The organism is Planotetraspora sp. A-T 1434 (assembly GCF_025420585.1).
Taxonomy (GTDB): Bacteria; Actinomycetota; Actinomycetes; order Streptosporangiales; family Streptosporangiaceae; genus JAOEGB01.
This window is the reverse complement of record NZ_JAOEGB010000027.1, coordinates 58767-70975: the sequence shown is the minus strand read 5'-3', so window position 1 is coordinate 70975 and position 12209 is coordinate 58767. Positions and strand designations below refer to the sequence as shown.

The window sequence follows — 12209 nt, the reverse complement described above, 5'->3', positions numbered from 1 at the left end:
CGATGCCCGGACCCCAGCCCGGCCCAGCGACGCCGGGGAGCCTTGTCATCGGCGGGTACACGGCCGACACGGGCGGATCCGGCACGGGGCTGACACGCGTGCGCGTCGACGCCGCCGGGCGGCTGCGGGCGGTCGCGGAGACCGCCGTGTCCGGTCCCTCGTTCGTCACGGCGCACCCCCACCTCCCGCTGCTCTACGCCGTACTGGAACGGCCCGACGGCGGCGTGGCGGTGTTCGCGGACGCCCCCCACGACGGCGATGACGGCGCTGCGGGGACCGTTGCGGGGGCCGGCCCGCGGCTGCTGGCTGAGCACCCGAGCGGCGGCTCCTACCCCTGCCACCTCGCCGTCGACCCGGACGGGACGTGGCTGGCCGTGGCCAACTACGGCGACGGCACCGTCGCGGTCTTCCGGCTGGGCGAGGACGGCCTTCCGGAGCCGGACCCGCTGCTGTTCCGCAACGAGGGCCACGGCCCCAACGCCGGCAGGCAGGAGGGCCCGCACGCCCATCAAGCCGTCTTCGGCCCGGACGGCGTGCTGTACGTCACCGACCTCGGCACCGACGAGGTGCGCCGCTTCCTGCCCGGCATGACCCCCCACCCGGACGGGCCCGTACGGCTGGCCCCCGGCACCGGTCCCCGCCACCTCGTGCACCACCCTCTCTCCGCCCACTGGTACGTGGCGGGAGAGCTGGACGGCACGGTCGCCGTCTACGACGACGAGTGGCGGGAGCTGAGCCGCGTGCCCGCCAGCGCGATCGAGGGGCCCAACCAGCCGTCCCACATCGACGTCTCCGCCGACGGGCGTCACGTCTACGTCGGCAACCGCGGCCCGGACACCATCACGGCGTTCGCCGTGGAGAGGGGAAGGCTGACCCCCATTGCGGAGGTGCCCGGCGGAGGCCGCTGGCCGAGGCACTTCGCCGTCGCGGGCGACCGGATCTACGTCGCCAACGAGCGGTCGGACCGCGTCGCCGTGCTCGCCCTGAAGGACGGCGTCCCGGAGCCGTCCGCCGAGGGCGTCGACGTCGGCAGCCCCTCCTGCGTGCTCATCGGATGACCGGCTGCCCCTCAGCGGCATCCGCCGCGGGCGCGGGGGGCGGGGTGGCGCGGCGGGCGGACAGCAGCCTGAGGAGCGCCGCCCCGAGGGCGAGGACGATCACCACCGATCCGTAGGCCGCGGTCGTCGCGCTCAGGCCCAGGGACCGTACGGCGGCGCCGGCGATGAGGGCGGGCACACTGAACGCGAGATAGCTGACGACGTACATCGCGGCGAACAGCTCCGCCCGCTCCGACGGCCCGGCGAGCAGCGCCAGGGAGCGGAAGGCGCCAAGGAACGCCGCGCCGAAGCCGAATCCCGCCACAGCGGTGCTCAGCAGGAACCCCGGGATCGACGTCGCCGCGAGCGCGACCAGGGTCAGCGCGGTGCCGGTCGCGAGCACGACGGCCCCCCAGCCCATCACCGGGCCCGGCGCCCGGTCGCGGAGCAGCAGCGAGGCAAGCGCCCCGGCTCCGGTGAGGGTGGCGACCACGAGGCCGCCGACGGCGTGGTTCTGGACGTGCAGGACGCCGGCCGCCAGTGACGGGCCGAGCGAGAGGTAGAGCCCGCCCATGGCCCACGTCGCGACGAGGCAGGGCGCGGCCGCGACGAACGGCACGCGGGCCTGCCGCGGCACCGCGACACGGGGGCGCAGTGACGCTAGTGCGCCGGGCCGCCGCGACACGGTCTCCGGCAGCAGCGTCACGGCGGCCGCCAGCAGCACGAACGCGGCGAGGAACGCGGCGAAGACGAGGGTCGTCGGCGCGGGGGCGTACTGCACCAGCAGTCCGGACGCGAGGGCGCCCGCGGCGAGCCCGACGGTGGGCGCGACGCTGTTGACGAGCGCGCCGAGTCGCGGGTTCCTGAGCGGTTGCAGGTCGACCAGGGTGGCGCTGATGACCGCGGTGGCGGTGCCGGTCGCGAGGCCCTGCAGGACGCGGGCCGTCAGGAGCGTCCCGACCCCGCCGGCCGTCAGGAACATCCCCATGCTGACCGCCTCGACGACCAGGGCCACGGCCAGCACGGGCCGCCGGCCGACGTAGTCGGACAGCCCTCCGACCGTCACGAGCGCGAGGAGCAGCGCCACGGCGTAGACGGCGAACACGGCCGTCAGCGTCATGGCCGAGAACCCCCAGTGCTCCTGGTAGACCCTGTAGAGCGGAGTGGGAGCGCCGGCGGCGCACATGAGGATCAGCAGCGCCGCGCCCAGCAGCCAGAAGCCCGCCGTACGAGGTAGCCGCACCGATCCGCGAGCGCGACGTGCGGAGGCGTCCCCGATTGCCATCCCGAAACTCCATCCCTCACGGCGGCAGGCCACAATGGTTCCATAATTTTCGAACGGTCTGAGGCTACCTCCGGGAGCACGTCAGTTCAACTATTCTCGAACTATGGCCGGTTCGTCGCGCGAGCTAGCGCACCCCGACGTCGAGGACCTCGTCCTGACCGACGTGCTCTTCGCCCTGAGCGACCCGTCGCGGCTGGCGATCGTGCGCCGGCTCGCCGAGGGCTCGCTGGAGATGGTGCCGTGCCAGGAGATCGGCGGAGAGATCCCCAAGTCCACGCGCTCCCACCACCTCAAGACGCTGCGCGAGGCGGGGGTCATCCGCAACGTCCCGCACGGCAGGCAGCGCTATGTCAGCCTCCGGCGAGACGAGCTGGACGACCGCTTCCCCGGCCTCCTGACCGCCGTGCTCGGCCAGGAGGGATAGTGCTCAGGAGGGATAGTCCCCAGGGGGATGATTTTCAGTCCCACCAGAACGACCACGCGTTCTGCCCGGCGAGCTGCTCGGCGTAGTCGGCCAGCGTGCCGGGTCCCTGCAGGACGCTGTCGGGGCAGAACGTCCAGTGCTCGGCCGCGACCCGCAGCGCGTGAGCCCGGGTGACGGGAGGCGCGGCGATGCTGAGGTCGAGCGTGTTGAACCCCATGCCGACCACCCGCGCGCCGAACCTGTCCTCCCAGCTCCGGACGACGGCGGCCAGCGGCACGGTCCATTCGTTGTGGTGCAGCGCGCCCTGCCAGCCGATGGTGACCAGCGCGTCCGCCCCCCGGTCGACCGCCGCCAGTCCGAGCGGCGTCCTGCGCTCGGCCACGACACCGGCGTACCAGTCCGCGACCGCGTCGGGGTCGGCCACCGGCGTGCCGGGCGCGGCCAGGCCGGGACACTCGGCTCCGAAGGGGGCGAGCTCCGCCTCGCGGTCCATCAGGTCCGTCCACGCCTCCGCCATGAACCCAGCCGCGCTGAAGTAGTCGATCTCGGCCACGGAGTCCGGCGCGATCTGACCGGCCGACCAGGGCTGGACGCCGTCCTCCAGCAGCACCGGCCACAGGCCCGACTGATGGTGCTCCATCCGCAGGCGGCGCCACAGCTCGGCCGGCACCGGCGCGTCACTGAGCCAGAACGACGGCCGGTGGTATGTCCGCAGCTTGTCGTACTCGGGATCCGGCCACACGAGGGACCCGGTGGGGAGGCCGACTTCGAGCGCCCTCCCGTCGCCGCCGTCGCCGAACAGCAGCTCCAGGCCCGGCGGAAGCTCCCAACGCTCGTGAACCGACATGCGCCCATAATGTCGGACCTGATGCCGGACCGTCCGCCCAGGTCGATCACTACCGCGGCCAGAGCCCAGTCCGGTCACCATTCTTCCTGAGCTATGCACGGCACGCATCCATGCGTCTCGAACAGGGCGTCCGCATTCGGGATGAACGTGCCAGACGGTGAGCACCGGGCGGCTCGGCCGCGCGATGCGGCGAAGTTCGCCTCGTCGGGCCGAGCCGTATGGATAAACTAACGGCCAGAACCACAGGTACTTAGCGTCGAGACCTCGGTCTGGCCGTACCGCGATTGCCCGGCTTCCGTTGCAGCGGGAGCCGGGCTTTTCGTTGCCGGAATCGATCTCATTGTCCTGAGCCCGAGAGCCGAACGCCACTCCGGTTCGGCCGCCCCGCCTAGAGGGCGTGCCTCCACCTCGGCGCCTTGGACCTCCCGTCTGCATCCATGCCGAGATCATTCCGGAGCTTGGCATCAGGGTAAGCGCGCCGAAGTCTATCTCCGGCTGTCCCCTCGGCTTGTTTCTGGTGAAATGAGGTCGCATGGAAATCACGCCCATGGCCGATCGTGACGGCATCAACTATGTTTTGAAACATGAGTAAACTGTTCGGGTCATAGAAATTCATCGCCTCCCCCCGGGCATCCGGATTCGGGGCGGTAACGTGGCGGGAGCGGTTCTTCTTCGTCAGTTACGTTCCGATTCTCCGCATTGGGATTTCGGCGTTCCGCCGCGACGGGGCCTCCCGGGACACATCGACGGAGTCGACCTGCTCACAGGAGCCGTCGGTCTCGATGACGACAAGGGCGCCGGGCCCCAGGCGGATGACCTCGGTGCGCGGTTCGTAGACGCTGATCGGGTCGTCGGCGACGTCGATTGGTGCGTCGATTGGTGCGTTCGATTGGTGCACAGCCGCCTCCGGACAGGTCCGGACCGCTACCCGTGTAACAGTGACCGCAAGCGAGATCACAGGGGCCGTGGACCTTCAGAACGAGTCGCGGAACGGCGTGATGGGTCCCGGACGGCGAAAGGGGTGCCCCTGATGGGACGCCCCTTCCGTGTTGCCGGTATTACCGCTGGTCAGCCGGCCTCATATCCGGGATCCAAAGGTGAAACCGACGGTTGTGCCGGTCCGGACGAGGATTAGCACTATCACCAGGATCACCCCGATAACGAAGAAGCGACCCGTACGGCCGCCGGGGACTGAGACAGTGAGATGGATCTTCACTTCGACCTCTCTGGGGGACGAACTTCATGGATTCTTCAGTTCGCCGAGCCCGAGGCCGGACGACGTTTCGCGTCGAACCACAGATACTTAACGTCGAGACCTCGGGTCGGCTCTACCGCGATCGCCTGATGTCCGCTTGCAGTCGGACGCGCTCGAGGTGATGCAGAAGATATTAACGCTATGGGCCGCCGCGGCGCCCACAAACGCAAGGTACCTTCCGGCGGCACCACACGCAGGTGCTGTTCATTACGGACAAGTGTCCGATTTGTGCGTGTTGCGACACTTGCATGCTGCAAGTGTGTGATGGGCGGAAACGATACGCATCAACTTGAGTGGTGTGAGCCGGCCGAAATTCGTATTCATGTGAATGGTCTGAACCCACTGTGATCTCGCCTTGGAGCCCCGCTGGCGGCTCATGGTCAAGACGGGACGCACCAGGCGAAGCTTTGCTAACGAAACAGGCATGGACATCGGCGCGATCCGGAGGAACCCTCAGGTGTAGGGAGTAATCACGGGGAGAGTGTCTTGACCGACGTTCTGGTCGCACCTGACGGAAGAAGGCTCGCCGTACAGCAGCAGGGAGAACCGGACGGTCACCCGGTGTTCCTGCTACATGGCACCCCCGGGAGCCGCGTCGGGCCGTCGCCCAGACCGACGGTGCTCTATCGGCTCGGCATCCGCCTGATCAGTTTCGACCGCCCCGGGTACGGGCTGTCGGACCGGTTGCCGGGCAGGTCGGTGGCCGATGTCGCCGCCGACGTGGCGGCCATCGCGGACGGGCTGGGCATCGCGAGGTTCGCGGTCGTCGGGAGATCCGGGGGCGCCCCGCACGCGCTGGCGTGCGCCGCCCTGCTGCCGCAGCGGCTGACCCGGGTCGCGGCGCTGGTCGGCCTCGCGCCGCGCGGAGCCGAAGGGCTCGACTGGTTCGATGGGATGGCTCATTCCAACGTCGTCGAGTACACCATGGCGCTCGCGGGTCACCGGGCGGTGGCGAGCCGGCTTGCGACGGCGGCGGCTCAGATCCGCGCCGACCCGGCGAGCAAAGTGGTCGGGCTCTCCCAGCAGGTGCCGGAGTCGGATCGGCGTGTGGTCACCGACCACGGCATCCGCCGGATGCTGGTGCGCAACTTCGCCGAGGGCCTGCGCGACTCGATCGACGGCTGGGTCGACGACGTCCTGGCGTTCTGCGGCGGCTGGGGGTTCGACCCAGCCGTCATCGAAGTGCCGACGCTGGTCTGGCACGGGGAGAACGACGTGTTCTCCCCCGTCGGGCATGCCCGCTGGCTGGGCGAACGGATTCCCGCTGCCACGGTCAAGATCCAGCACGGCGTCGCCCACTTCGGGGCGATCGGCGTTCTTCCCGAGGTGCTCCTGTGGCTCGTCCGTAAATGATCAGGTTGGCTGAGGCTCGAGATCGCGGTTCAGGCGGCGCCACGCGGCCGCCGCGGTCACATTGGGGTGGTTCTCCCCGAGAACCACCTTCATGACATTCAGGGTCGTCTCGAGCAGCCGTTCCGCTTCCGCTTCGTCGCCGGCCGCGCGGAGGCTGATCGCCAGGTTCGCCTGGCAGACGAGGCTGTCGGGGTGTTCGGGGCCGAGCGTCTCGTGCAGGCCCTCCAGCGCACGCCTCTCCAGCGCCCGCGCCTCCTCGAGCCGTCCCAGGTCCGCGGCGCAGTTCGCGACGTTGACCATGCAGGACAACGTGAAGGGATGGCTGTCGCGCAGACGGCTTCGGAACGCGGAAAGCGTCGCCATGCCTAGCTCGTACGCCTCCTCGAGTGCTCCGGTGCCGCGAAGATACGTCATCAGGTTGTTGGCGGCGGCGAGCGTGAAGGGGTGGTGCTCGCCGAGGGTCGTACGGTAGAGGCTCCTGATCTCGGCGGCCAGCTCCCGGGCGCCGGCCTTGTCCTCCAGCGCGGACAGGCAACTGGCGAGCTCCAGCGTCGCGGCCGTGGCGTCCGGAGACGAGGGATAGAGCTGCTGGTAGCGGTCATGTGTCTGCTGCGCCGTCAGCCAGGCGTCGTGCTGCTCACCCGCCTTGCGAAGCGACACCGCAAGGCTCTTGGCGGTGCGGAGGGTGTCGAGGAAGTTGTCGCCGAGGCTCTCGCGATACCGCTCCATCGTCGTCCGAAGGAGCTCCACCGAGCTGTGGAACTGTCCCGCCTCACGCATGTCGCGGGCCAGGTTGGCCGAGGAGAAGAGGGTGTACGGATGGATCGGGCCGATCACCGTGAGCCGTCGGCTGAGCGTGTCCTGGTCGAGGTCGAGGGCGCTGTAACAGTCGCCGACGAGGCGATAGGAGACCGCGAGATTGTTGGCGGAGGCCAGCGTGCGCGGATTGTCCTCACCGTAGAGCTCTCTCCATCGCTGGTAGGTCTCCTTGTCCATCTCCAGCGCCCGGTCGAACTCGCCGAGCGCCCGAAGGTCGGCGGCCAGTCCACCGGTCGTCATGAGCGTGTGCGGATGATTGTCGCCCAGCATCTCCCGCTGCCGGTTCCACACCCATTCGTCGAGGTCCCTCGCTTCCTGGTAGCTCCCCTGGGAGCGGAGGACGTTGGCGATGTTGAAGAGCAGATGCAGCCGTTGCCGCTCGTTCTGGCCGAACTCGCCTTCCCAGAAGTCGGCCAGACGCTGACCGAGTTGCAGGGCGCTGCTGAACTCGCCGCGTTTCCACAGGTAGCGGACCCGCTCCGTGAGCAGCTGCCGGGTCTCCTCCTCCACGCATCTCTCGGCGTCCGAGGGAAGCAGATGAGGCCAGATCAGGTCGTAGACCGGCCAGTTCTCCGGGTCGTCCACCTCGCCCTGCCGAGGGCGGGCGCCCACCAGGATGTGATGCACCTCATGGGTCGTGGATTCGATCTCGTCGAACGTCATCTGGCTTCTGATCACAGCCTGAACCAGGCGGTGTACCTGGATGGTGTTGCTTCCAGGGTCGATCTTCGCGAGCGCGAACTTGCTGATCTCCCGGATGAGCCGGCCCAGCATGAGCTTCTCGCCGCGCAGCGAACTGTCGTGAGGCAGCAGGGAACGCATCATCTCGTCGCTGTACAGCAACGACATGGAGATGGGATCGGGTGCGAAGAAGGCGCACAGCTGCAACATCCGCACGGCCGCGGGGGAGTGCTCCCTCAGCTGGCTGAGTGAGATGTTCCACGTCGCCGCCACTGGGCTGGGATACCCCGGCGGCGGGTTGGTGGAGAGAATCTCGCTCGTCTGGGTCTCCAACTGTTCGATGTAGGTCGCCGCCGACATGCCGGTCTCCCCGAGCCAGGCCGCCGCCTGCTCGACAGCGAGCGGCAGATAGCCGAGCGCTTCGGCCACTCGTAGAGCGTCCTCCGGCTTCAGCGACGGCACTCGGCGCAGCAGGTGTTCCAGGCTCTCCTCACGGCTGAACACGTCGACCTCGAGCGGAGCCGCCACCATCGACCATGACTGGTTTCTCGAGGTGACGATCACGTGGCCGGGGCCTCCTGGGAGGAAGCCCCGTACCTCCTCGGGATCGCCGGCGTTGTCGAAGATCAGCAGCCAGCGAGAGTACGGCTCGCCGCGCCGCAGCGCCTCGCGGGCCGCTTCCGCGGCTTCGAGAATGCTGTCGCCCACCCGGATCCCGAGCCGTCCGGCCAGCTCGGCGAGCGCCGGGTTGATCAGCTCCGGCTGTTCCGCGGAGATCCACCAGACCAGGTCGTAGTCGGCCATGAAGCGATGGGCGTACTCCAGGGCGATCTGGGTCTTGCCCACGCCGCCCAGGCCGTACAACGCCTGAGGAAGGACCACCGCCTGGCTTCCGCCGACGAGCTGGTCTCTCAGGGATTCGAGCGCGGCCCCACGTCCCGTGAAGGCGGCGTTGCGCGCCTGGACGTTCCATATGGGGGGAGCGGTTCCCGGGAATCGCGCTCCCATAGGTGAGGGAGTCGACGGGTAGTCGGCGCCCTCTCTTCCCACCGCACGGAGGATCGCCTCGGTCGCCTGCTCCGCGTTCAGCCGTACCAGGTCGACCGGCGGAACGTCGCTGAAAGGAGGGGTGAGCCGCACTTCGGACACCCGGATGGTGGTGACCATGCGGCTGTCCCCCATCGGGTCCATGGCCGAGAGCCGCTCCAGCGCATCCCCTCCCTGTATCGCTCGCGTGTACGCGGCGGACAGGACGAGCATCACGCGGCTCGGCCCCTGGCCGGGGTCCCCCGGCGGCGAGGCGCCGATGGCCTGGGGGATCACCCGGCATCCCGCGCGTTCCAGAACCGCGCTGATCCAGTCGGCCCACATGCGGTCCTCCGGCGCGTAGCTCAGCAGGATGTCCGTGGGCTGCAGCGGCTGGCGGCGGGTGAACATCTCCAGCCATCTGGTCCGCACGGTCTCGTCCAAGGGCGGGAACGAGACCACCTTTCCTTCGGTGACGGCGCCGGTGAGTCGCTCGTAGGCCGCGAGCAGGGAGGTGGGGGAGCCGGGACCGTCGCCGAACGTCGCCAGCGTCTCCTCGAACGCGTAGAACCGCTTGTAGGGGATCTCGACCGCGCCCCAGTACTGCTTGAGCCCTTCCGCGGTCAGTCCCTTGGGGAAACGGTCGAACCTGCTGCGGGCGAGCAGCCGCCCCGCGTCGAGCTTCTCCTTCTCCCCGTCGTCGATCCGCATGGGGACCGGCAGGATTCTGATGTTGCGCTCACGGTAACGATCGTCGATGTACCGTGCGACCTTCGCGGCGCCCTCGATGCTCTGGTCGCTCATCGTGAAACAGTCGACGAGGATGTCGGGCATCTGGATCGTGCAGATGTCAGCGATGTCGCTCAGACCGGTACGGCTGTCGATGAGGGTGTAGTCGTAGTTCCTCTTCATGTCAGCGCGGAGGGCGTCGAGGAATCTGCCACCCCCCAGCCGCTCGTAGAAGTTGTCCCAGTCGAACGTCGACACCAGTGACGAGTAGTCGCGGTTCTGCTGCCCGGCGGACACGAAGTCGAGCGTCCCGCCGTCGGGAAAGTCCCAGTCCAGTGACACCGCGTGAGGAACGACCCGTGCGTAGGGGACATGCCAGTCCGCACTGCGCTCCGCGGGTCTGACGGCTGCCCACATGTAGTTGCTGATGATGTCGATCACGCCTGGCGTCGCGCTGAAGACGCTGCTGTCGAGGAACGGATGGAAGAACTTGTGCAACCCGGGCGACTCCAGATCCCAGTCCACCACCAGGACCCGCAGACCGTTGCTGGCGAGCACCCATGCCGTGTTGGCCAGTGCCATGGTGCGCCCGGTTCCCCCCTTGTAGGAGTAGAACGTGACGATCTGGCCTTCGTCTTGGACGTCAGTCATCGGGGTCCTCCGGCTGCATCAGCCTCGGTCTTCTGGTCGGCTCGCCCTCCGGCGGATAGGCCGGGGCGGTCTTGAACAGGTGGTTCGCCGCCCTCCCCAGGGCGTCGGACAGGGCCCCGCGGAAGGCGTTGACCGAAGTTACGTCCGGGCCCGGTTCTGACAGGTTGTTGTGCAGGGCCGAGTTGAGAGAGCGCTGTAGCCTCGGACGGTCCCGCACGGTCTGCTCGTCCTCGTGATTCCACGGCACGATGACGCTCACGGACTGGCGGTTCCGCCGGTCGAACGCCCGGAGCGTCCTGTGGCAGTCCGGCCCGGTGGTGGCCCAGGGGTCCACCAGCATGACCGACGGTTCGTCGGGGCGCTCCGGGGAGGTCAGGAGCCGGGCATGGTCGTCGAGTGAGCCCACCTCCGGCAGGAAGCCGTGTGCCGTCGCGATCTCTTCCGCGTGGGACACCAGCGGGCGGGTGTTGCTTCCGCGCCGAAAGGGGTTCCACTCCTCAGGGGTGAGGCCGTAGTAGTACGGGTTGCGGTCGGCGGGCAGGTGTGTCAGGTCCGGCGCCACCACGGTCACCCGGAGCGGGCGTTGCGGGGAGTAATCGTCGAACGCGCTGCGGAGGTCGGCGTACTTCGGCGGCGGTTCCATCAATCCCACATGTGTCCGCTGGGCCACTTCGACGATCCGCTTCGCCAGCCCCATCGTGGCTCTCTGGTAGTGCGACCGCATGGCGGAAATCTTGACGAGGCCATAGAAACCTTCGTCGCGATATCGGGATCCCAGGACGTCATGCGTGAACTGGATGGACTGCGCCACCGCGGGCAGGCGCTCGGGAGGTATGGGGCTCCAGAGGGCGGGGACGATGGCCTCGGGAAGGTGCCCTTCCGGCCCGGTGTGGTTGTTGACGCGCTGTTGGAACGCGGCCCACTCCTTGCCGCATTGATCGCTTTCAAAGTAGCGGGGAGAGTAGAGCGGAACGAATACCTTGCATGTCGCCAAGGCGTCGGCCAGCCGGTCCGGCCAGAGGTGACCCGAACGCAGGTCCACGTCCATGAATCCGGCCTGCCCCTGGGGCAGGTTCGTCATGTTGATGATGTGATCGCACAGATCTTCGAAAAGCTTCACGACCCATCTGTTCGGGTCGTTCCTGCTATTCGGGTCGTGCGTGGGGATGTGCGCGTAGCTCAGGAAGAAATAGGGACCCTGCGCGGGTGACCTGGGAGCCGGTTGTAGTGGCATCCGCCTCCTTTCTCCCGGAGTTATTCACTATGGGAACGCAGCGTAAGTCAAGTCAGTGCCCGACGGGGCCGATATGTACGGATGACGGTGCTTGGCCAGCCAGTGCGCGGCGAATTCAACGGCGGCTCTCACCGGGAACACCCGGCTCCCCGCTTTTCCGATCCAGCCGCGGTCGACGGCCCCTCTCTTTTCGAAGGCCTCGCCGAGTTCCCGGAAGTCGTGGTCGGTCAGGTCCACATCCTCGTACTCCCACCATTGCGGTCCATGCCCGAAATTCACGACGCAGCGATAAAAACGCCGCGGAGGCGTCTTGGGGCAGCGATACTCCCCGAGGTGGAATGCCGTGCACCGGTCGTAGCCCACGCCCAGAAGCAGAACTCTCGCTTGCACCTTGTACAGCCGGGCCAGCGGAGACTTCTCCCCCAGATGGCAGTCGGGGGCGTGATCGGCCATGAGGGCTGCCGCTCGTGGTCCGACAGCGGCGAAGGACGTCTGCGGATGGGCGCTGCGCACCGCTCCATCCGTGGTCCGCACGTGTTCGGCGATTCGGCCCATGCCCGTCGACGGGGTTCTCAGGGGATCGAATGCGGGCATGCGCCTGCGGAACAGGGCGACCTCGGCTTCGGTCATTCCCCGGATCGCCCTCAGGTGCTCAGGGGAGGTTTCCGAGTTGTCCGCCGTATGCACCGGCACCACGAGAGTGCCGTCCGGGCCGAGCACATCGCGAAGAGCCGTGACCACGGTGGCGGCACCCCCCCTTACACCGCCGATGGCGCTGAGAGAGGCATGCAGCAGCAGCGTCTGTCCCGTGCGGACACCCAGCGCGCGCAGATCACGCGCGAGGTCGGAGACGGTGAACTCCACAAGC

9 protein-coding genes are annotated in these 12209 nt (G+C 68.2%); 3 read left to right on the top strand and 6 right to left on the bottom strand.

Annotated features, from left to right (window positions below; genetic code table 11):
* Window positions 1-2 precede the first annotated feature (2 nt).
* The gene (locus tag N5079_RS28970; RefSeq protein WP_261587320.1) at window positions 3-1058 is read left to right on the top strand and encodes a lactonase family protein; all 1056 of its coding nucleotides are present in this window, start codon (window positions 3-5) and stop codon (window positions 1056-1058) included.
* On the opposite strand, the gene N5079_RS28965 is transcribed toward N5079_RS28970, so the two are convergent.
* Window positions 1048-2322: an MFS transporter gene (locus N5079_RS28965; RefSeq protein WP_261587319.1), complete on the bottom strand. Its 1275-nt coding sequence runs from the start codon at window positions 2320-2322 to the stop codon at window positions 1048-1050. The genes N5079_RS28970 and N5079_RS28965 overlap by 11 nt on opposite strands.
* A gap of 103 nt (window positions 2323-2425) precedes the next feature.
* On the opposite strand from N5079_RS28965, the gene N5079_RS28960 reads away from it, so the two are divergent.
* Window positions 2426-2746: an ArsR/SmtB family transcription factor gene (locus N5079_RS28960; protein ID WP_261587318.1), complete on the top strand. Its 321-nt coding sequence runs from the start codon at window positions 2426-2428 to the stop codon at window positions 2744-2746.
* 34 nt (window positions 2747-2780) lie between these two features.
* Here the strand turns inward: N5079_RS28960 and N5079_RS28955 are convergent, their stop codons facing one another.
* Together N5079_RS28955 and N5079_RS28950 are read right to left on the bottom strand one after the other, a co-directional pair.
* Window positions 2781-3593, bottom strand: a complete 813-nt coding sequence (locus N5079_RS28955; protein WP_261587317.1) for a DUF4253 domain-containing protein — start codon at window positions 3591-3593, stop codon at window positions 2781-2783.
* Window positions 3594-4272: 679 nt separating this feature from the next.
* On the bottom strand, window positions 4273-4491 hold the full coding sequence (locus N5079_RS28950) for a hypothetical protein (protein WP_261587316.1): 219 nt from the start codon (window positions 4489-4491) through the stop codon (window positions 4273-4275).
* Between the two features lie 843 nt (window positions 4492-5334).
* Here N5079_RS28950 and N5079_RS28945 point away from each other — a divergent pair.
* Window positions 5335-6201: an alpha/beta fold hydrolase gene (locus N5079_RS28945; RefSeq protein WP_261587314.1), complete on the top strand. Its 867-nt coding sequence runs from the start codon at window positions 5335-5337 to the stop codon at window positions 6199-6201.
* Here N5079_RS28945 and fxsT read toward each other — a convergent pair whose 3' ends face one another.
* Genes fxsT through N5079_RS28930 form a run of 3 tightly spaced genes read right to left on the bottom strand, consistent with a single transcriptional unit; the run spans window position 6202 to window position 12205 of the window.
* Complete coding sequence (fxsT, locus tag N5079_RS28940) at window positions 6202-10107, bottom strand: FxSxx-COOH system tetratricopeptide repeat protein (RefSeq protein ID WP_261587313.1); 3906 nt, start codon at window positions 10105-10107, stop codon at window positions 6202-6204.
* A complete protein-coding gene (locus N5079_RS28935) occupies window positions 10100-11341 on the bottom strand; it encodes a TIR-like protein FxsC (RefSeq protein ID WP_261587312.1) in 1242 nt (413 codons plus the stop codon). The genes fxsT and N5079_RS28935 overlap by 8 nt, the downstream gene beginning before the upstream one ends.
* A 27-nt stretch (window positions 11342-11368) precedes the next feature.
* On the bottom strand, window positions 11369-12205 hold the full coding sequence (locus N5079_RS28930) for an aminoglycoside N(3)-acetyltransferase (protein WP_261587311.1): 837 nt from the start codon (window positions 12203-12205) through the stop codon (window positions 11369-11371).
* Between the last annotated feature and the right edge of the window lie 4 nt (window positions 12206-12209).

Bases quoted from the DNA above. Each gene is read 5' to 3' on its own strand.
- N5079_RS28970 (WP_261587320.1), top strand. From the start codon at position 3: ATGCCCGGACCCCAGCCCGGCCCAGCGACGCCGGGGAGCCTTGTCATC.
- N5079_RS28955 (WP_261587317.1), bottom strand. From the start codon at position 3,593: ATGTCGGTTCACGAGCGTTGGGAGCTTCCGCCGGGCCTGGAGCTGCTG.
- fxsT (WP_261587313.1), bottom strand. From the start codon at position 10,107: ATGACTGACGTCCAAGACGAAGGCCAGATCGTCACGTTCTACTCCTAC.
- N5079_RS28965 (WP_261587319.1), bottom strand. From the start codon at position 2,322: ATGGCAATCGGGGACGCCTCCGCACGTCGCGCTCGCGGATCGGTGCGG.
- N5079_RS28960 (WP_261587318.1), top strand. From the start codon at position 2,426: ATGGCCGGTTCGTCGCGCGAGCTAGCGCACCCCGACGTCGAGGACCTC.
- N5079_RS28935 (WP_261587312.1), bottom strand. From the start codon at position 11,341: ATGCCACTACAACCGGCTCCCAGGTCACCCGCGCAGGGTCCCTATTTC.